The organism is Wylensekiella montiformis (assembly GCF_009697385.1).
In the GTDB taxonomy this organism is placed as follows: domain Bacteria; phylum Bacillota; class Negativicutes; order Selenomonadales; family Selenomonadaceae; genus Selenomonas_A; species Selenomonas_A montiformis.
Window position 1 is genome coordinate 119,644 of the sequence record NZ_VUNL01000003.1, and the last position, 20,235, is coordinate 139,878.

Here is a 20,235-nt window from a genome sequence, read left to right on the forward strand (position 1 = left end):
GTTTTATGATACGAGTACATCTATGGATGGTGATAAAATGAAAGTAACCAAAGAGGATTTACAGAATGTAGCGGTTCTTTCCCGTCTCGCGATTGCCGAGGATCAGGAGGAAAAGTATCTGGGCCAGCTCGATAAGATCCTGACGTATATGGACAATTTGTCGGCACTCGACACGACGGATGTCAAGCCGACCACTTATGCCCTGCCGATGCAGAACGTATTCCGTGAGGACGTAGTCAAAGAGTCCCTCGGCCGCGAGGCTGCTCTTGCCAATGCACCGCTCAAAGAAGACGGCTATTTCAAGGTACCGAAGGTACTCGAGGACTAAGCAGGGGAGGAACAAACGTGAGATTATACGAGAAACCGGCGCATGTCCTCCATGACATGCTCGTCAATAAAGAGATTACAGCCGTAGCGCTGACGGAAGATGTGTTAAAGCGCATCGATGAAGTCGAGGGCGACGTCAAGGCATATCTGACCATTACGCGCGATGAGGCACTGGCTCAGGCCAAGGCTGTCGATGAAAAGATTGCCAAGGGCGAAACGATTTCCTTCCTCGAAGGTATCCCGGGCGCTATCAAGGACAATATCTGCACCAAGGGGATCAAAACGACCTGTGCATCCAAGATCCTTGAACATTTCGTGCCGCCTTATGATGCGACAGTCATGACGAAAATCAAGGCGCAGAATCCGGTCATCCTCGGCAAGGCCAACATGGATGAGTTTGCCATGGGTGGTTCGACGGAAAACTCCGCATACCATCCGACCTGCAATCCATGGAATACGGACTGCGTACCGGGCGGCTCCTCAGGCGGCAGTGCGGCATCGGTGGCTGCTGGTACTTCCATCTGGGCACTCGGCTCCGATACGGGCGGGTCGATTCGCCAGCCGGCCTCATTCTGCGGCGTTGTGGGAATGAAACCGACCTATGGACGTGTTTCCCGCTATGGCCTTGTCGCCTATGCATCGTCGCTGGACCAGATCGGCCCTTTGGCCCGCGATGTTACGGACTGTGCGAACATCCTCAATATCATCTGCGGTCACGATGAAATGGACTCCACCTCCAGCGAGGCGGAAGTCCCGGATTTCACCAAGGCTCTGGTGGAAGATGTCAAAGGCCTGAAAATCGGCCTGCCGAAGGAATACTTTGTCGATGGCATGGACCCGGAAGTCGAAAAGACCGTTCGCGCGGCTATCGAGAAGTACAAAGAGCTCGGTGCCGAAATCGTTGACATCTCCCTGCCCCATACGAAGTATGCCATTTCGGCGTACTATCTGATTGCTCCGGCTGAGGCCGCTACGAACCTCCAGCGTTACGATGGCGTAAGCTATGGTGAGCGCGTAGAAGGAGAAGATTTGGTAGCGATGATGACCAATACCCGTACGGAAAAATTCGGCGAAGAGGTTAAACGCCGTATCGTCATCGGCAACTATGCGCTGTCGGCAGGTTACTACGATGCCTACTACCTCAAGGCCATGAAGGTCCGCACGCTGGTACAGCAGGACTACAATAAGGCGTTTAAGAAAGTCGATGTCATCATGGCGCCGACGGCGCCGACGCCGGCTTTCAAGATCGGCGAGATGATTTCTGATCCGCTGCAGATGTACCTGCAGGATGCCTGTACGGTTCCTTTGAATCTTGCCGGTCTGCCGGGCATGTCGATTCCCTGCGGTTACAGTTCATCCGGCATGCCAATCGGGCTGCAGATCATCGGCAAGGCACTCGATGAGGAAACCATCCTCCGTGCTGCCTACACGTATGAGCAGAGCCAGAACTACCACGATGAGATGGCAAAGCTGGGAGGTAACAACTGATGAAATACGAAGCCGTAATCGGTCTTGAAATACACTGTGAACTGAAAACTAAAACGAAAATCTTTTGCGGCTGTGCCACGGCCTTTGGCGCAGAACAGAACACGCATGTCTGTCCGGTATGCCTTGGCATGCCAGGCGTACTGCCGACGGTCAACAAGCGCGTTGTCGAGTTTGGCATCAAAGCCGGTCTGGCTACGAACTGCGAAATCAACAAATACAGCAAGTTTGACCGCAAGAATTACTACTATCCGGATCTGCCGAAAAACTGGCAGACGTCCCAGTATGATCTGCCCATTGCTGAGCATGGCTGGGTAGATATCGATGCAGGGGGCAAGAAGAAGCGCATCCGTCTTACGCGCATCCATATGGAGGAGGATGCCGGCAAGCTCGTTCATTCGGGCACGACCATCAAGGATTCTTCCTCCTCGAACGTCGACTACAACCGTACCGGCGTGCCGCTTCTCGAAATCGTCTCCGAACCAGATATGAGATCGGCGGAAGAAGCCCGCTCTTATATGGAAAAAATCAAATCCATCATGGAATATATCGACGTCTCCAATTGCCGCATGGAGGAAGGCAACTTGCGTGCCGATATCAACGTTTCCCTGCGTCCGGTTGGTTCCAAAGAACTCGGCACCCGCACGGAGATGAAGAACATCAACTCCTTCAAGAACCTCGAAGACGCCATCAATTACGAGATTGATCGTCAGGAGGAAGTGCTCGAAGACGGTGGCCATATCGTACAGGAAACCCGCACCTTTGATCCGGCCCGCGGCATCACGCTTTCGATGCGCAGCAAGGAGAACGCGCACGACTACCGCTACATGCCGGAGCCGGACCTGCCGCCAATTGTCACGAGCGAGGAGACCATTGAGAAGTACCGCAGCGAGCTGCCGGAGTTGCCGGATGCTCGCCGCGCCCGCCTCGAGAAGGAGTACGGCCTCTCTGACTACGATGCCGGCATCATTACAAGCTCGCGCGCTATGGCCGAGTACTTCGACGCCGTCGTCGCGACAGGCGCTGACTCGAAGCTCGCGGCCAACTGGATCATGGGCGACCTCGCTAAGAACCTCAACGAGGACGGTATCGACATCGCCAAGTCCCCGGTCAGCGCGGAGCGTCTCGGCAAAATGATTGGCCTCATCATGAAGGACACGATTTCCGGCAAAATTGCCAAGAAGGTATTCAAGGAGATGTGGACGAACGAGGATGATCCGGAAAAAATCGTCAAGGATAAGGGTCTCGTCCAGATCACGGACACAGGTGCCATCGAGGCAGCCGTAGACGCAGCCATCGCGGCGAACCCGAAAGCTGTCGAAGAGTACAAGGGCGGCAAGAAGAAAGCCATCGGTGCCCTCGTCGGTCAGGTCATGAAGGCCACGCGCGGTAAAGCCAACCCGCAGATGGTCAATAAGATGCTTGCCGAGAAACTCGCTGACTGATTTATCGGTATGGCTGATTCATAAGAACCAATGAAAGCCTTCCCCTCTGGGAAAGGTGTCCTGCAGGGGCGGATGAGGTTGACAGCAGGTTGCAATCTCTTCGCTGGCAGGATATCTTCTCTCAATTTGGGAAGGCTTTTGATAAAGAGAGGAGAACTACCATGCAGTACAGAGCAGCCATCTTCGACCTCGACGGTACGCTCGTCGACACGCTCGAAGACCTGACCATCAGTGTCAACGAGATGCTCGAGTCCTACGGATTCCCGACGCATCCTCTTGATGAATACCGTTATTACCTCGGCAACGGCTCCAAGAAGCTCATCGAGCGCACCCTGCCGAAGGAGAAGGCAGCCGACGAAGCCTTTGTCATCGAGGCGATGAATCGCTATCAGGTCATCTACGAACATCACCGCGATCACACGGGGCCGTTCCCGGGCATCCAGGCGATGCTCGACGCGCTCAAGGCCAAGGGCATCCCGATGGGCATCTGCACCAACAAGCATCAGCAGGCGGCCGACGAGATCATCGGTGGCATGTTCCCCGCAGGAACGTTCACGACCGTCATGGGCGACCGTCCGGGCCTGCCCATCAAGCCGGACCCGACAAAAGTCCTCATGATGGCCAAGGAATACGGCGTAAAGCCTGAAGAGGTCGCCTACTTCGGCGATACGAGCGTCGATATGGATACGGCCGTCAATGCCGGCTTCCTGCCTGTCGGCGTGCTCTGGGGATTCCGTCCCGAAACAGAGCTCCTCGAGCACGGCGCCAAGGTCATCCTCGCAAAGCCTGAGGAACTATTCGAGAAACTGACATTTGCAAAAGGATAATATCATGAAGCATAAAGTTCCCGTCGAAAAAGGAAAATCATATGAGATCGAGATCCGCACGCTCGGCACGAGCGGCGAAGGGGTAGGGCGATACGAAGACTTCACGGTCTTTGTGCCGGGAGCCCTGCCGGGTGAGTCCGTTCAGGCCGCCATTGACGAAGTCAAGAAAACGTATGCCAAGGGTCACCTCCTCAAGGTTCTGCGTGCGAGCCGTGACCGCCGCGCGCCGGCCTGTCCAATCTACGAGCAGTGCGGCGGCTGCCAGCTCCAGCACCTCGACTACATGGCTCAGCTCAAGGCAAAGCGTCAGCAGGTCATAGACGCCGTCACGCGCATCGGCGGCCAGAAGGATCTCTTCGTCGAGCCGACCATCGGTGCCGAGAGCCCTTGGAACTACCGCAACAAGATGCAGTTCCCGATTGGCCGCATCAAGGGCAGGACTGTCATCGGATGCTTCGCGCAGGGCAGCCATGATATCATCGACACGCGCGACTGCCGCATCCAAAAGGAAGGCAACAACGAGATCGTCAACGCCGTGCGCGATATCATCACAGAACTGCGCATTCCCGTCTACGACGAAGACCGCCACACCGGCGTCCTGCGCCATGTCGTCGGCCGCGTCGGCGAGAAGGGCGATCTCATGATCGTCATCGTTACGGCCACGAAGCAGCTGCCGCGTGAGAAAGAGTTCGTCAAGGCCCTGCGCAAGCGCCTGCCGCATGTCGTCAGCATCCACCAGAACATCCAGACGTATCGCAACAACGTCATCATGGGCCGCGAGACGAAACTGCTCTGGGGCAAGCCGACCATCCTCGACCGCATCGGCCGCCTGACCTTCCACATCTCGCCGCGCTCCTTCTTCCAGGTCAATACGAAGCAGGCGGAAGTCCTCTACAACAAGGCCCTGGAATTCGCGAACCTCAAGGGCGAGGAGACTGTCATCGATGCCTACTGCGGCACCGGCACCATCACGCTGTTCCTCGCGCAGAAGGCCCGCGAAGTCTACGGCATCGAGATCGTCAAGCCGGCCATCCTCGACGCCCAGAAGAACGCGCGCGACAACAACGTCCGCAACGCCGAGTTTATCGTCGGCGATGCGACAGAAGTCATGCCGCGCCTCTACAAACAGGGCGTGCGCGCCGATGTCGTCGTCGTCGACCCGCCGCGCGCCGGCTGCACCGAGACCGTCCTCAAGACGTTTGCCAATATGCACCCCGAGCGCATCGTCTACGTCTCCTGCAACCCCGCCAGCCTCGCCCGTGACCTCGCCATCCTCGAAATACTCGGCTACAAAGCTAAAAACGTCCAGCCCGTAGATATGTTTCCTATGACATCGCACGTTGAGTGTTGCACGAAACTTGTCAGAGCCGATCTTCTAGAGAAAGAGAATGCCGGGAAGGCGAAGAAAACAGAAGAATAAAAGCCGCGCCGAGCAGTGCAGCTCCATCTGAAAAGGGCAAGACCGACAAAATGGTCTTGCCTTTCTTGTATATAGAAAACCCCTAGTTAGACCAGGGGTTCGATAAAGCTTTAGCGATAAGTCTTTAAAGGATTTAATAAACCTCCCTTGAAGTATGAAGTTGCGGTCCGTCAACTGCAACCAATACGACAAAGGAGGTATATCGTAATGAAAGATCACGATGTACATAGTTTATCACATACAAAATGGGAGTGTAAATATCATATTGTATTTGCCCCTAAATACAGAAAAAAGGTCTTTTATGGTCAGAAGCAGTACGAGATTGGTCAAATCTTAAGGGAACTGTGTCTGTGGAAACAGGTGAACTTGTTAGAAGCCGAGGCCTGTCCTGACCACATCCATATTTTAGTTGAGATACCGCCAAAGATTAGCGTGTCTAATTTTATGGGCTTTTTGAAGGGGAAGAGCAGTTTGATGATTTACGAGAAATGGGGGAATATGAAGTACAAATATAAAAATCGAAGCTTTTGGTGTCGAGGGTACTATGTAAGTACGGTAGGCAAGAACGAAAAGAAAATAACGGAATACATTCAGAACCAGCTGAAGGAAGATTACATGTCGGAACAGTTGGTACTGGATATGACAGACCCGTTTACGGGTAGCCGGAAATAGTAAGCGTATGACGGACCGACAAGCGCTTTTAAGCGCAGCTGGTAAGCAGAGGCCTTATAAGGCCGTAAATATAAAACCCCCGGCTATGCCGGGGGATATTTATTCGTATGCAATGGTCCATTGACAATATGTCTTATACGACATATAATGAAGAAAAACAAGGGTAGACGGAAATGTTTGAGATTGAGTTTTATGATACGGAAGACGGGAGCACGCCGGTGCAAGAGTTTCTGGATTCCTTAGAACCCAAAATGAAAGCAAAAGTGTTCAGAACAATTGACCTCTTGGAGCAAAATGGGCCGGCACTCAAGCTGCCATATTCAAGGCCAATTGGAGATGGAATATTTGAGTTAAGAACGAAACAAGGTTCTGACATTACGCGGGTTCTCTATTTTTTCTTTATAGAAAAGAGAGCGATTCTGACAAACGGTTTCGTAAAAAAGACGCAGAAGACGCCTCCCGCAGCTATCGAGCTGGCAAGGAAATACAAAACGGATTACGAAAGGAGATTCGGACGATGAGTAGCTACAATGATTACAAGCGAAAAGCGCTGGAGAACCCAGATGTGAAAGCAGAATATGAGGCTCTCCAGCCGGAATACGATATTATCCAGGCGATGATTGATGCGAGGAATAAAGAAGGGTTAACGCAGAAAGAATTGTCTGAAAGGACGGGAATCACACAGGCGGATATCAGCCGCATTGAAAATGGAACCAGAAATCCCTCTCTTGGAATGGTAAAACGGCTGGCACATGGTCTTGGCATGAGACTTAAGATTGAATTCATCCCTGAAGGTGCAATAAAGACCGCAAAATAAATATGTAATGAACATATGTTAAATTGGGCAGACACTCCATGATCGGAGCACCTGCTCTTATTCGTTGATGTCGATCTCAAGCCCTGATTTGAACCGGACGGCAAGGTGGTCGTCGTAAACGGTGATCTGCTGGATCAGCTTTCGGACGAGGCTTTCGTCGAATTCGGTGATTTCGGATTGCTGACTACCGATGAAGTCCTGCAGCTCCTTGATCCGGTTCATGGCTTCTTCCCGGTGATAACTATCGACCTCGGACTTTTCTTTTTGGTCGCGGAGCCGGAAAATCTCATCAGCGATGGCATTGTATGGCTCTGATGTGGCGGTTGATAGAGTAAATATATTTCTCTATCAGTCGTTTTTTTTGCTTATAAGCATTGACATATCGCGAAAGATAGATATAATAAACGTATGGATAAGATTGAAGTTTTTAAAGCACTATCAAATGAAACTCGGCTCAGTATTATTGAGTGGTTGAAGGAACCGGAGAAAAACTTTCCGCCGCAGGGAGGACATTTTGATGATGTGGTGGATCTGAAAGGCGGTGTGTGTGTTGGAAGCATCCGCGACAAAGCCGGGATATCACAGTCAACCGTATCTCATTACCTAGATATGCTGCAAAAAGCAGGCTTGCTTCTTTCCGAAAGGCGCGGAAAGTGGACATATTACAGACGGAATGAAGAGACCCTCGCTGCGCTGGCAGACTACTTTGGTCACGAAATTTAAGTTGTGCATAGATTAGACGGGATGAAGATCCCGTTTAATTTAAACCATTACATATCGATAAAGCGAGATATAAGGATATATAGAAACGAGGAGGAATTCGTATGCATTTTTCATGTGGAATCGTCAGACCGCCTTATGAGGCTGGTTCCTGTTTTTTACAAGTAACGTCGGGTTGTTCGCATAATAAGTGCCGCTTTTGCACCTTTTACAAGGAAGCACCTTTTTCCGTATCTCCGGAGAGTGAGATACGGGAGGATCTTCAGGAGATCCGGAATTCCGGATGGAAGGTAAAGCGGATTTTTCTGCAGGGGGCAGATCCGTTCCTGCTGAGCTACGACAGGCTTAAAAGAATCATGGACCTGATCAAAGAATACCTGCCCTGGGGCGTTTCCGTTGGTGGATATGGCCGGGTTGACAGCGTAAAGAACAAGTCTGTGGAGCAGCTTAAGTCACTGAAAGAAATGGGATATGACATGATCGTATTCGGAATCGAGTCGGGCGATGATGCTGTCCTCGATAAGATGAACAAGGGCTATCATGCTAGTGATATCGTAGAGCAGCTTTCCAAGCTGGATGAAGCAGGAATGCATTATTCCGTCATCTTCTTATACGGACTGGGAGGCCATGATTATGGTATGGGGCATGCCGTCAAAACAGCAGAAGTGTTAAACCACCTGTCGCCCGTCAGAGTACTGGCTTCCGGGCTCTCGATCTTCCCTGACACACCGCTTATGGAGGAAGTAAGAAGAGGTGAGTTCGTAGAGGCTACAGAGACAGAGAAGATACAGGAACTGTATACCTTTGTGAAGACGCTTGATATCCACACTCTGCTGGATGCGACGAATATCGCCAACATGATGCCGGTATATGGACATCTTCCGGAGGACAAAGAGAAGATACTGGCGATGCTCAAACAGGGTGCAGACGAACAGGGGGAAGAGCGATTGCGGATGCGAAGAGACAGCATGAGAAGCCTGTGACCAGGATAAAAAGGCGGTCTTTAGATGAAAGTGTATTATATTTTTGACAGCTATTGTGGATGGTGCTATGGGTTTGAAACAATTCTTAAAGCGTTTATTGAAGCACATCCGGAATTGGAAGTAACGGTGTTATCAGGTAGATTATTTATGGACGGTCATTCGCTTTCGGCATTTCCGTATATGAGTGATACGAATAAAAGAATTGCGGATATGTTTGGAGTAGAATTCGGCAAGCCATATCTGAACCTGTTAGAGACGGGAAGTATGGTTCCTGACTCGAATGATGCCGCCATAGGATTTGGAGTTCTCAGGAGCTTCTTACCTAAAGGAGAACATGTTAATCTTGCGTCAAAGATGCATGAAGCATTCTATTTGGATGGTAAATCACTTTCTGACGTGGAGACGATCGGATCAATCGCCAAATCCTATGACCTTCCTGCAGACAAGATCGCAGAGGAGTTCATCCGTATTTCTGAAGAGGGCAAGTACCATCCGGACTTTTATGAGGCAAGAAAAATAGGAGTCACATCCTTCCCGACGCTGTTTCTTGAAATAAATGGGAAGCATTATGACTTAAAAGGAAGTGCGATTACCCTCAATGATTTAGAGGAAAATCTGAATATCATTAAGGAAAAGGGCGGGATCCTCAATGATGGATACAATACGCCCGTTGCCTGTAATATCGACGGTACAGGTTGTTCATAAGTTATTTGAAGGAAGGCATTATGAAACTGACGAAAATATTTGAACCAATCACGATCAGCAAGACGGAGTTTAAAAACCGCATGGTGGTCTCCGCTATGGTCACGAATTACTGTAACGAAGGCGGAACGCCGACTGAAAAATTCATGGCTTATCATGAACACAAGGCAAAGGGCGGATATGGGATCATCATCACAGAGAATTTTGCCGTAACAAGGACTGCGGGGGCATCGAAAACACCGGCAGGTCTTTGGGAAGATAGGCAGATAGATCCGTTACGACAGCTTGGTGGAACGGTACGACAAGGCACGAAAGCAGTTTGATGAAGCGAACCGCCAGATATCGGAAAAGAACGCAAGGTCAGAACGGATCGAGGATTTCATCGGGAAGCTGAAAGAACAGAACGGTGTGATTCAGGAATTTGATTCGTGGCTGTGGGCCTGCATGGTGGATTTCGTCACAGTAGGCCGCCGGAAGGAGATGATTTTCACCTTTCGGGACGGTACCGAGATAGAGGTATAACTGAACATAAATCAGGCGACAGACACTCCGCTCCGGCGGGGTGTTTTTTTGTTGAGTGGCAGAGTGGAATCATTTTAATCGAAATGTTATAATGTTTGAAAATTGAGGGGTTGAGACCTTGATCATAAACCGATTGAGCAGAGGAGGCGAGATGATGGCCTCCCTCCAGCCCGCCGTATTATAGGTAGAAAAACATGTGGACCAGTTACCGCAAACGGAGAGCAGGTGTAAAAACGTCGATTTTCGGCTTAGGGCAGTTCCCGCGAACGGGCGGAAATGTGTACGGAATCTAGACATTCAGGTGCTTGTCTCGTGCCACGTTCGAGACGGTAGTATTGATGTCAAAGGTAGGAGTGGAATAAGCTCAAAAGCTCTTGATTTCAGGCACTTTTTGGAGTTAGTATATAAATAATACAAGTCAAAATGAGAAATCCTAAATAAGTTCATGACATGGTACAATATATGTACCTATCTTGAGGAGGATTTCAGAATGGCTAAACAACATGACAAACAGTTTAAACTTGACGCAATTCAATATTACGAAGAGCATAAGAAAGCTTGGCTTGCGTGGCTGCGCCAATAACCTAGGCATCGGTTACAGCACTTTGACCAAGTGGCGGAAAGAACTTCGTGACTCCGGCGATATCGTTGTAAGAGGTTCCGGCAACTTACGATGACCGCTTTCTTGTGAAGCCTACGAAGTCAGCCGTGGCTATGATGCCGGACACAAATAGAGAACTGCCGTATGACGGAGCAAAGGAAATGCTGCTCGTTGATGACGTTGAGAATAAGGAATTCCTGAGAGAACTTCTGGACGAAATGTACGAGGAGCTTCCTGCTTCAAAGGAAAAGAAGTAAGCACACACCAAGGCTTCCACACCTCTTTTAGCGGCGGGGAGCGGGAAAGAAGTGAAAAGAATGGACGCTGTTATATACATCCACGGCAAGGGAGGCAACGCGGCTGAGGCGGAGCATTACAATTTGCTGTTTTCTTCCTGTAATGTGATCGGACTTGAGTACAAGGGCTTTACACCGTGGGAAGCAGGAATGGAAATACATGCTGCTGTTGCAGAACTGAATGCAGAATATGATAGGATTATTCTGATTGCCAACAGCATCGGCGCGTATTTCTCTATGAACGCAGATATCGAGAGATATGTCACTCACGCCTTTTTCATATCTCCCATCGTGAATATGGAGAAGCTGATCAGCGACATGATGGGCTGGGCTGGCATCACAGAGTCGGAGTTGCAGAAGAATGGAACTATTCACACAGATTTTGGTGAAGACCTGTCATGGGAGTACCTTTCTTATGTGAGAGAGCATCCTGTGGACTGGAACGTTCCAACCGATATTCTCTACGGAAGCGCAGACAATCTGACATTCGCCGATACAATTATGGATTTTGCTCAGACGCATCATGTGAGTATTACCGTTATGGAGAACGGTGAGCACTGGTTCCACACGGAGGAGCAGATGCAGTTCCTCGATAACTGGCTCAAAAACAAATTGGATAGTTAAGCCTGCTGGCTTGATTATAAATATCATTTTAAGGAGAGTACTGTTTGAAAAAGTACAACACACTGGAGATTGTCGGCTGACCGGGAGGCTTGCAGACGATCAAAACAAACCTCCCGCTGAAAGGCAATTGCAGTCAACAATTTTCAGGAGGAAAAACAATGAATACAAATGACTACATCATTCGTTTAGAAAGAACTGAAGACTATAGAGAAGTTGAGAATCTCGTCAGAGAATCGTTCTGGAACGTCTACCGTCCGGGATGCGGTGAGCATTATGTGCTCCATGTGCTGCGTGATGATCCGGCTTTCATCAAGGAACTTGATTTCGTCATGGAGCAGGATGACAGACTGATCGGACAGAATATGTTCATGAAGACGATTATCGAAGCGGATGACGGCAAGGTGATCCCTGTCCTGACAATGGGGCCGATTGGCATCACTCCAGAACTCAAACGCAAGGGTTATGGAAAGGTGCTGCTTGCTTACTCTCTGGAGAAGGCGGCCGGACTCGGCTATGGCGCTGTTCTGTTTGAAGGCAATATCGGATTCTACAGCAAGTGCGGCTTTACTTATGCCCGTGAGTTTGGTATCCGCTATCATGACCTGCCGGAAGGCGCGGATGACTCCTTATGTGGATGATTCCGATGTGGAGAAATTCGACAAGGGATTCCCCGCAAAGAAGGAGTTGAAACTTCCGGGACAGATTATCTAAACGAGACCAAGGCTCCTCACTACCGACAAATGCGTCGGCGGCGAGGAGCCTTTTTATGCTTCGATATCGATTGCAAGCCCGGATTTGAATTTCACGGTGAAGCGGTCGGCAAGGACGGTGATCTTGATAAGGTAAAATATATTTCGCAAATTCAATTTCATAAAAAACTTGACGGAACGAGTAAATCGCGAGATACGCCGCCGTACAAGGGCCATTGGTGCATTTCCTGACGGCAACAGTGCGCTGATGCTCGTCTGTGCCAGACTTCGCCATGTTGCCGCCTCAGAATGGGGCTCGAAGCGCCATATGGACATGGAACATCTATTCAAGATGGAAATTGAGCAGCTGACGAGGAAAATCCATACATTTGATGCCGATATTTACCGGCGGATGAAATGAATTTGCGAAAGAATCTTGACACTACCTAGACATGAGTCTGCACACCTCCATGCTTTTCATTATACAAAATCTAACGTTAAATGTTACAAAACTGACGATATATGAGAATATAATTGCCGTTTTATTGTAAAATAACGTAACTCGTTATATAATGAAAGTGTATATCTTGAGTTAAGATTAAAATATGTGGTTTTTTGCTCTTTTTTATAGGTAATTAACGAATTTTGTTGTGTATAGAATAAAAGGTAACATATAAAAATGTGGTGTAAACACTGTGAGATAGAGACAAACGAAAAAGAATGCCCGATTTGCGGGCAAAAAACAGAAACGGATGTTCCTACAGAAATTTATTGGTGCGAGCATTGCCAGGTACCGATTATCCGTCGAGTCAATCAGTCCGGTCAGTCAGAATGCCCGATTTGCGGACAAAAGACGAAGTATATGGCATCTGACCTGCGCCCAGTTTTTCCAGAAGAGCGACTGCTGTTGGAATTGTTCTTGAAATTTGAGCCCTTGAGCTTGGCTGAAAAATCTATCTGGGCGAATAAGAACCGCTATTACATTGACGGTCATTCCAAGGTAATTACTGCCAAGAACTATGAAGAAGCCGATATTGAGCAGGTAAGGAAAATTCTGCAGGAACATGCTCAGGAAAAATATTCTGGATCCTTTAAGCGTCATATCCAAGACTTTTTGACAGTCAATCGTCATCATCTGCAGTCTATCATCGACGAGGCTCATCAGTTTATCAGAGAGGAAGCTTCTAAATATCCTGCAGAGAATATAGTATTGTCATTTTCAGGGGGCAAAGATTCGACAGTTACGGCAGACATTGTCACAAAGGCACTGAGCAATCCGAGTCTTGTTCATATTTTTGGCAATACAACATTGGAATTCCCGACAACATTGACATACGCAGAGCGGTTCCGTAAGAATCATCCACAGGCCATTTTTCAGATTGCCCAGAATCGGGAACAAAATTTCATGGATATGTGCAAAGTAATTGGCCCGCCTGCCAGGATGATGCGCTGGTGCTGTTCTATGTTCAAAACAGGACCGATTACACGAGTCATTAGTAATCTGTATCGAAATCAGCAGATTTTGACTTTTTATGGTATCCGTCGTTATGAGTCTGTCAGCCGCAGTAAATACAATCGCGTTGAGAAGAATACAGAGTCGGTAAAGATACAGCAGCAGACGGTTGCTGCCCCTATATTCAATTGGAAGGATATTGATGTTTGGCTTTATATCTTGGGTGAGAAAATTGACTTTAATGATGCTTATCGCTTGGGATATGACCGTGTTGGTTGTTGGTGCTGCCCTAACAATAATAAAAGAGCGCAGTTTCTTTCCAATGTATATATGCCAGAGCGTTCGACGAAGTGGCGTAACTTTTTGATTGACTTTGCCCATGAGATCGGCAAGGAAGATGCCGAGGTTTATGTTGATACGGGCAAGTGGAAGGCACGACAGGGCGGAAATGGACTTCCTGCAGCTAAAACTGTCAAATTGCAGTATACGAACTGTACTTCAGAAGAACATTCAAAGATATATAAACTGTTCCGGCCATATGATGATGAACTGGTGAATATGTTTGTGCCGTTCGGAAAATTAGCACCGGAACTTGGCAGAAGATTACTGCATGAGACTGTAGTGTTGGATATCCATACCAATGTTCCTATTTTGTCCATTCAGCCGTTTAAGCAGGATGATTATGAACATGCAGTCAAGGTCAAGACAATGAATGTCAAGGACCATGATGCATTGCAGAGAATGGCAGGATATCAGATACGAAAGTTCAACGCATGCCGCCGCTGCCTGAAATGTGAATCCTTATGTCGGACAGGGGCTATTTCTATCATTGGAGATTCTTATTATATTGATCCACAGAAATGCGTACACTGTCAGAAGTGCATGAATGCAAAATATTTAGCGGGCGGCTGTATGATGGATAAATATTTAAGAACGAAGTAACGTATCGTTACTATAGCAAATAGATGAGTGAGGAGAATCAAGTATGAAATTCAGGGGCCATGAGACATTCTTTATCCGTAAAGGCTGGATTACCAAAGGGATGAAATATGTAAAGCGTCATCCAGACGTATTTGTCAGCAAAGAAGAAAAGCCCATGGATGTCCTGGGAATTGGTTCTAATATGGTTAAATCTCTTCGCTATTGGATGCAGGCTGTTGGCATCACAAAAGAGCCGACACATGGTAAGAGAACTCAGCAGTTTACACCGTTAGGAGAACTTATCTATCGTTATGATCGCTATATAGAGGAACAGGGAACGCTTTCATTACTGCAATATGAGTTGGCTTCGAATCAGGAAGAAGCGACAGCGTGGTATTTTTTCTTTAATGAATTTCAGATGTTGGAATTCACGAGAGATGATTTCATCAGAGGCCTTAAGAGTTATGTTTTGATGCAGGATGAAGAGACAAGTGTAGCGGATCGTTCATATCAAGATGATTTTAGCTGCATCCTCAATACATACATTCCTAGAATCAAAGGCGGCCGACTGCAGTTTTCTCCTGAGAACAATATTGCCTGTCCCTTGGGAGAATTGGGCCTGATTGATTACGTCAGTCAAGATAGAACGATTTATCGCAAGACGATGGTCCAGCCGCAGATGTTATCTCCATATATTGCTTTAGCCATGATTCTTTTACAGCATGATGATAATACAGAGGTTTCCTTGGAATCACTGCTTCATGCGCCTAAAAGTATTGGCAGAGCATTTAACCTTGATATGACAACTTTGATGCAGCTGCTGAAACAATTAGAGCAGTTGGGGGAAGTCGAAGTCGTACGTACGGCAGGTCTGGATGTAGTGCACATCATGACAGAATATACGGCACAAGAGTGTATAGAACAGTATTATCAAGACGTCTTAAAGGAATGAAGAGAAAATTATGAGTGAAATGATACACATAGCATCGGGATTCCAGTATTCTGTGAATCTGCGTTATGACCTTAATCGTGAGGATAAAATAGAAAACTTCATTCCGACTTCGGCTGCATTGGATTTTATGGAAGACATCATGAAGTCTACCAGAGAGAATTCTACAGAACGGGCGAGAGTCTTAGTCGGGGCTTATGGTAAAGGAAAATCTCATATGGTCCTGACGATGCTGGGATTGCTGCTGAAAAAAGATTTACAGAAGTTCAAGCATTTACAGCCTAAATTATCTGAGCATAAGACTTTAGCAAAGGAGATTGACCGCTATTACAGTGGTTCGGGGAAGATTCTGCCGGTCATCATCTCAGGCAGCAGTACAAGTATTCCTCAGTCGTTCCTGACGGCCTTGGAGCAGTCCTTAAGAGATAATAATCTTTTGGATATTATGCCAGACACAAATTACAAGGCAGCGGTACAATGCATTCAAAAGTGGCAGCAGGAATATCCGGATACGTATCAGGCATATACCAATATAATTGCTGATGAGCCAGAAGATTTTATAAAACGCTTGTCACAATATGATGTGCAGGCCTATGAAACTTTTGAACGTTTGTATCCACAGCTGACGGCAGGAAGTGTATTTAATCCATTCCTTGGTTTTGATATTGCAGAACTTTACAGCAGCGTAGTGCGTTCCTTGAAAGCTAAGGGGTATCAAGGAATTTATGTCGTCTATGATGAATTCAGCAAGTATCTGGAAGCGAACATTCAGGAAGCTTCTGTCAGTGATACAAAGATGCTGCAGGATTTCGCAGAGAAATGCAATCGCAGTGGTAAAGAACAGCTTCATATTTTGCTGATATCGCATAAGGGGATTGCGAATTATATCGACCGTTTGCCAAAACAGAAGACCGATGGCTGGCGCGGTGTCTCGGAACGATTCAAACACGTCCATGTGCGTGCAGAATACGCTCAGACGTATGAACTGATTGATAACGTCATTCAAAAAGAAGAATTATTGTGGAAATCGTTCACTAAAAAATATCATGACCAATTTACGTTGCTGATGGGGCAATACTTAAACCATTCGATATTTGCCGATTTAAATCATAAAGTAGCAGCGCGTGTTATCTTGGAATCTTATCCGTTGCATCCGGTATCTGTCTTTATTCTGCCGCGCTTGTCAGAGCGTATTGCCCAGAACGAAAGAACGCTGTTTACCTTCTTATCGGCAGATGGTACTGCGACTTTGCGGGATTTTCTGCGTCGATATGGCCAGGATGGTTTTCATCTTATTACGGCAGACCTTTTATTTGATTATTTCCGTCCTTTGATGGAAAAGGAAGCTTACGACGGAGAAATTCACCAGCGCTATCTGCTGGCAAAATCCATTCTGCAAAAAGTTCATGAGAATGAATTGCAGCAGAAAATTGTTAAAATCCTGGCGCTGTTTTACATGGTGGAACAGTTTGATGTGTTGCCACCGACAAGAGAAGAATTGACAAATATCCTGCGTTTTGCTTATTCGGCAGAAGCGATTGATTCTGCACTTGATGATTTAATCGAACGTCAATATGTTGTATATCTGAAACGCAGCAACGGGTATCTTTGCCTGAAACAGAGCTCGGGTGTTGATGTACAGCAGAAAATAAAAGATTTCATCGCTTCACATCAGGATATGGATATGAAGATGCTGCTCAACGGCATGAATTTTAACCGCTATCTCTATCCAGCAAGGTATAACGATGAACGAGAAATTACCCGCTTTTTTGCAGTTGAATTTATTACGGCTGAAGAAGTCAGGGAAGACGTGAATTGGCAGGTAAAAAGCGAATCGATAGCAGCAGATGGTGTCATTTATGCAGTTTTGCCAAATGAAGAGGCCGAGATTCAACAAACAGCGGATATATTGCAAAAATCTGGTGATGAGACAAAAAGATTCGTCTTTGTGGTACCAAAGCATTATCGGCCTATTCGTGATACCTTGTTCGGTTTCTATGCAGCAGGACAGCTAAGAAATGCAGCGGGAGAAGATTATGTTCTTCGCGATGAATATAATCTGATTTATGAAGATTATTATGTCATAGTGAGGTCTTTCCTGCAGAGCTATACTCGTCCGGAAATGAAACAGGCCTATTATTATCATATGGGACAGCGTCTGCATATTCGCAGACGTGCAGAGTTATCGACATTGTTATCTAAAATCTGTGACTTTACTTACCCGATGACGCCGGTTATTAATAATGAAGTCATCAATAAAAATGAAATCACGGTAATGGCAGCTAGGAGTCGTCATAAAGTTGTAACAGCCATACTGCGTCCGATAACAGAGCCAAATTTAGGTTTGATAGGCTCAGGGCAGGATATGTCTATTATGCGCAGCACTTTGATGCGTACAGGGATTTTGACGGCAGATAATGATAAATGGCAGTGGCATAAGCATACCGGAGATGCGGAAATGGATTATACGATGGCCACTATTAGTGCATTTCTGGAGCATGCAGGTGAAAACCAGCCAGAGTCTTTTGCTGATTTGTATCATCAGTTGATGTCACCGACTGGACGTATTGGTTTGCGCAGGGGCGTTATACCGATTTTATTAGCGGTGGCAATGCGTCCATACTTGCAGTCGCTGTTGATTTATGAAAAGGATGAGCAGCTGCCGATTCAGGCTGACACGCTTGAGCAGATTAATGCTCATCCAGAAAATTATAAATTGAGAAGACTTAATTGGTCGCAGGAAAAAGAAACGTATATCGAAGATTTGGGGCAGCTCTTTAACGCATCACTGCAGGATCATGTTCAGGGCAGAGTCGATTACGATGCAACAGCACATGCTATTATGGCCTGGTATCTTGCTCTTCCGAAATATACTAAAGAATTACAGCAAAAGCCAACAGGTGAAAAACTAGAGAAAAAAATCAGGGCATTTCGCAAGGCTGTAAGCTCAGAGCGAAGCAGCAGCAAGCTGCTTTTTGTCAAAATTCCTGAAGCATGTCAGTTGACAATAAATGATGCAGGTCTTCTTATTGATGCAATAAAAAATATCAAGATCGAATTGGATAATGCGCTGGATGCGTTGGTAAATGAAATTTGTCAATTCATGATAAAAGTCTTCAGAAACGCACAGTCTGAACGAGCATCTCTTCATTCCATTTTGATGGACTGGTATGAGCAGCTGCCCTCTGCTATTGGAGAAGAAGTTTTTTCGGATGGTACAACTAGCTTCCTTAAAATTTGTCAGGGTGACCTCTTAGGTGATGTACAGCTCATTCGGCAGTTAGCCCGAGAGGTAACAGGGCTGCGTCTGGAAGATTGGTCAGATAAGACATATTCAGAATTCTGCACGAAAGTAAAACGTTATAAACAGACGGCAGACGAATTTCAGCCTGTAAATCAGAAAAATGCAGAAACAGCAGAAGAAGTGGAAGATGGATATTACTTCTCTTATCCGGAAGCCGGACAAATGGTACGCAGACATTTCGTCAAGGTGCCATATTCTCCTAGAGCTAAGCTGCTGTTGAACAGCATCACGGCAGATATTGAAGCAATGGGACAGGCTATCAATCCTGAGGAAAAACGTCAAGTAGTGGCAGAAATCCTGCAAAAGCTCTTTTAAGGGAGGAAGCTATGGCATATTTTGATAATGCAGCGACAACATATCCTAAACCAGAATGTGTTTACCATGAAATGGACAGCTTTTACCGCAGTCATGGTGGCAGTGCCGGCAGGGGAACCCATGAAGGAGCAAAGTCCGCAGGAATGCTGATTGCTGAGACAAGAGACCGGCTTAAATTCCTTTTTCATGCGCCGAATCATGAGGTTATTTTTACCCCAACAGCTACATTGGCTTTGAATATGATTATTCAGGGAATGATTAAAGCTGGGGCTCGTAATATCTATATATCGCCATTTGAGCATAACGCAGTCACCCGAGTGCTCCATGCTTTGGCTAAAGAATACACGCTGTCTGTTCATCAACTCAAAGTCAGAGATGATCTTGCTTATGATATGGAACGCATCCGTTATCAGTTTGATGAACAGGCACCAGATTTTGTTATTGTATCGCATGCAAGCAATGTTATTGGTTTGATTGCACCAGCGCCGGATATTTTCTCTTTAGCAAAAAAATATCAAGCTTGTACATTATTGGATATGTCACAGACCGCAGGACTGGTAGATATCGATATACAACGTTCTGATTGTGATTTTGCCGTTTTTGCTGGACATAAGACATTATACGGCCCTACAGGTATTTCAGGATTCCTTATGAAGCCGGAGATTTCGCTGCCGCCAGTTCTATTCGGGGGAACTGGTGTGGCTTCGGCAGAACAAGATATGCCGCAGAATTTGCCAGCACGTTATGAGATGGGAACAATGAATATCTCAGGCATCGCTGGACTGCATGCAACGTTAGGCTGGCTGCTGGAGACAGGGATTGACAATATACGCAAACGGGAACACGCAAATCGTCAGCAGCTGTTGGAAATTCTTGAAGGATATGACTTTTTACAGTTGGTTGGGGTTAATCCGGAAAGAGAGTACGTTGGTGTGGTATCGGCGCTTATTGATGGAATCAGCAGTGATAGTGCGGGACCACTTTTTGATGAACATGACATTGCCATCCGGACAGGCCTGCAATGTGCACCCTTGGCACATAAGTTTTTAGGGACATTCCCCGCAGGGACACTTCGCTTTAGTGTCAGTTATTTCACGACAGAAAGGGATTTTGAAGCATTGAAGTCCGTTTTGGATGAAATAGAAGAAGATATATAAGAGGTC

General features: G+C 47.0%; 21 protein-coding genes and 1 pseudogene. All 22 read left to right on the forward strand.

Annotation, left to right across the window (positions count from 1 at the left end; genetic code table 11):
- Positions 1 to 37: 37 nt before the first annotated feature.
- The 22 genes and pseudogenes from gatC (at position 38) to FYJ78_RS03670 (ending at position 20,229) form a co-directional block, all read left to right on the forward strand.
- Positions 38 to 328: an Asp-tRNA(Asn)/Glu-tRNA(Gln) amidotransferase subunit GatC gene (gene gatC, locus FYJ78_RS03565; protein ID WP_149171356.1), complete on the forward strand. Its 291-nt coding sequence runs from the start codon at positions 38 to 40 to the stop codon at positions 326 to 328.
- Between the two features lie 17 nt (positions 329 to 345).
- Positions 346 to 1,815, forward strand: coding sequence for an Asp-tRNA(Asn)/Glu-tRNA(Gln) amidotransferase subunit GatA (gene gatA, locus FYJ78_RS03570; protein ID WP_328597625.1), 1,470 nt, complete (start codon positions 346 to 348; stop codon positions 1,813 to 1,815).
- Positions 1,815 to 3,257, forward strand: coding sequence for an Asp-tRNA(Asn)/Glu-tRNA(Gln) amidotransferase subunit GatB (gene gatB / locus FYJ78_RS03575; protein WP_154620049.1), 1,443 nt, complete (start codon positions 1,815 to 1,817; stop codon positions 3,255 to 3,257). The genes gatA and gatB overlap by 1 nt, the downstream gene beginning before the upstream one ends.
- Before the next feature lie 161 nt (positions 3,258 to 3,418).
- Positions 3,419 to 4,084 carry an HAD family hydrolase gene (locus FYJ78_RS03580; RefSeq protein WP_154620050.1) on the forward strand — a complete coding sequence of 222 codons (666 nt, stop codon included), beginning with the start codon at positions 3,419 to 3,421 and terminating at the stop codon, positions 4,082 to 4,084.
- Between the two features lie 4 nt (positions 4,085 to 4,088).
- Positions 4,089 to 5,504 carry a 23S rRNA (uracil(1939)-C(5))-methyltransferase RlmD gene (gene rlmD / locus FYJ78_RS03585; protein WP_154620051.1) on the forward strand — a complete coding sequence of 472 codons (1,416 nt, stop codon included), beginning with the start codon at positions 4,089 to 4,091 and terminating at the stop codon, positions 5,502 to 5,504.
- A 207-nt stretch (positions 5,505 to 5,711) separates the two neighbouring features.
- Entirely contained in the window at positions 5,712 to 6,176 is a 465-nt protein-coding gene (gene tnpA, locus FYJ78_RS03590; protein WP_154620052.1) for an IS200/IS605 family transposase, read from the forward strand.
- Between the two features lie 173 nt (positions 6,177 to 6,349).
- Positions 6,350 to 6,697 carry a type II toxin-antitoxin system RelE/ParE family toxin gene (locus tag FYJ78_RS03595; RefSeq protein WP_154620053.1) on the forward strand — a complete coding sequence of 116 codons (348 nt, stop codon included), beginning with the start codon at positions 6,350 to 6,352 and terminating at the stop codon, positions 6,695 to 6,697.
- Positions 6,694 to 6,993: a helix-turn-helix domain-containing protein gene (locus FYJ78_RS03600; protein ID WP_154620054.1), complete on the forward strand. Its 300-nt coding sequence runs from the start codon at positions 6,694 to 6,696 to the stop codon at positions 6,991 to 6,993. Before FYJ78_RS03595 ends, FYJ78_RS03600 begins: the two co-directional genes overlap by 4 nt.
- Before the next feature lie 105 nt (positions 6,994 to 7,098).
- On the forward strand, positions 7,099 to 7,308 hold the full coding sequence (locus tag FYJ78_RS03605; protein WP_154620055.1) for a hypothetical protein: 210 nt from the start codon (positions 7,099 to 7,101) through the stop codon (positions 7,306 to 7,308).
- 93 nt (positions 7,309 to 7,401) lie between these two features.
- Positions 7,402 to 7,716 carry an ArsR/SmtB family transcription factor gene (locus tag FYJ78_RS03610; protein WP_154620056.1) on the forward strand — a complete coding sequence of 105 codons (315 nt, stop codon included), beginning with the start codon at positions 7,402 to 7,404 and terminating at the stop codon, positions 7,714 to 7,716.
- A gap of 101 nt (positions 7,717 to 7,817) precedes the next feature.
- Complete coding sequence (locus FYJ78_RS03615; protein WP_154620057.1) at positions 7,818 to 8,696, forward strand: radical SAM protein; 879 nt, start codon at positions 7,818 to 7,820, stop codon at positions 8,694 to 8,696.
- Positions 8,697 to 8,720: 24 nt separating this feature from the next.
- Complete coding sequence (locus tag FYJ78_RS03620; protein ID WP_154620058.1) at positions 8,721 to 9,401, forward strand: DsbA family protein; 681 nt, start codon at positions 8,721 to 8,723, stop codon at positions 9,399 to 9,401.
- A 20-nt stretch (positions 9,402 to 9,421) separates the two neighbouring features.
- Positions 9,422 to 9,721, forward strand: coding sequence for an oxidoreductase (locus FYJ78_RS03625; RefSeq protein ID WP_154620059.1), 300 nt, complete (start codon positions 9,422 to 9,424; stop codon positions 9,719 to 9,721).
- Positions 9,684 to 9,920, forward strand: coding sequence for a hypothetical protein (locus FYJ78_RS03630; RefSeq protein ID WP_195847847.1), 237 nt, complete (start codon positions 9,684 to 9,686; stop codon positions 9,918 to 9,920). Before FYJ78_RS03625 ends, FYJ78_RS03630 begins: the two co-directional genes overlap by 38 nt.
- Before the next feature lie 687 nt (positions 9,921 to 10,607).
- Entirely contained in the window at positions 10,608 to 10,778 is a 171-nt protein-coding gene (locus tag FYJ78_RS03635) for a hypothetical protein (protein WP_456242916.1), read from the forward strand.
- Positions 10,779 to 10,838: 60 nt separating this feature from the next.
- Positions 10,839 to 11,441: an alpha/beta hydrolase gene (locus FYJ78_RS03640; RefSeq protein WP_154620061.1), complete on the forward strand. Its 603-nt coding sequence runs from the start codon at positions 10,839 to 10,841 to the stop codon at positions 11,439 to 11,441.
- A 158-nt stretch (positions 11,442 to 11,599) separates the two neighbouring features.
- Positions 11,600 to 12,079 (forward strand): GNAT family N-acetyltransferase, encoded by a 480-nt coding sequence (locus FYJ78_RS03645; RefSeq protein WP_206671367.1) that lies wholly within the window; start codon positions 11,600 to 11,602, stop codon positions 12,077 to 12,079.
- A gap of 238 nt (positions 12,080 to 12,317) precedes the next feature.
- Positions 12,318 to 12,551 (forward strand): annotated as a pseudogene (locus FYJ78_RS12895) (transposase); the annotation flags it as partial.
- A gap of 441 nt (positions 12,552 to 12,992) precedes the next feature.
- Positions 12,993 to 14,525, forward strand: a complete 1,533-nt coding sequence (locus FYJ78_RS03655) for a phosphoadenosine phosphosulfate reductase domain-containing protein (protein WP_206671368.1) — start codon at positions 12,993 to 12,995, stop codon at positions 14,523 to 14,525.
- Between the two features lie 43 nt (positions 14,526 to 14,568).
- Positions 14,569 to 15,456 carry a DUF4007 family protein gene (locus tag FYJ78_RS03660; protein ID WP_154620063.1) on the forward strand — a complete coding sequence of 296 codons (888 nt, stop codon included), beginning with the start codon at positions 14,569 to 14,571 and terminating at the stop codon, positions 15,454 to 15,456.
- 10 nt (positions 15,457 to 15,466) lie between these two features.
- Positions 15,467 to 19,072 carry a restriction endonuclease subunit S gene (locus tag FYJ78_RS03665; RefSeq protein WP_154620064.1) on the forward strand — a complete coding sequence of 1,202 codons (3,606 nt, stop codon included), beginning with the start codon at positions 15,467 to 15,469 and terminating at the stop codon, positions 19,070 to 19,072.
- 11 nt (positions 19,073 to 19,083) lie between these two features.
- On the forward strand, positions 19,084 to 20,229 hold the full coding sequence (locus FYJ78_RS03670) for an aminotransferase class V-fold PLP-dependent enzyme (protein WP_154620065.1): 1,146 nt from the start codon (positions 19,084 to 19,086) through the stop codon (positions 20,227 to 20,229).
- The last annotated feature ends 6 nt before the right edge of the window (positions 20,230 to 20,235 follow it).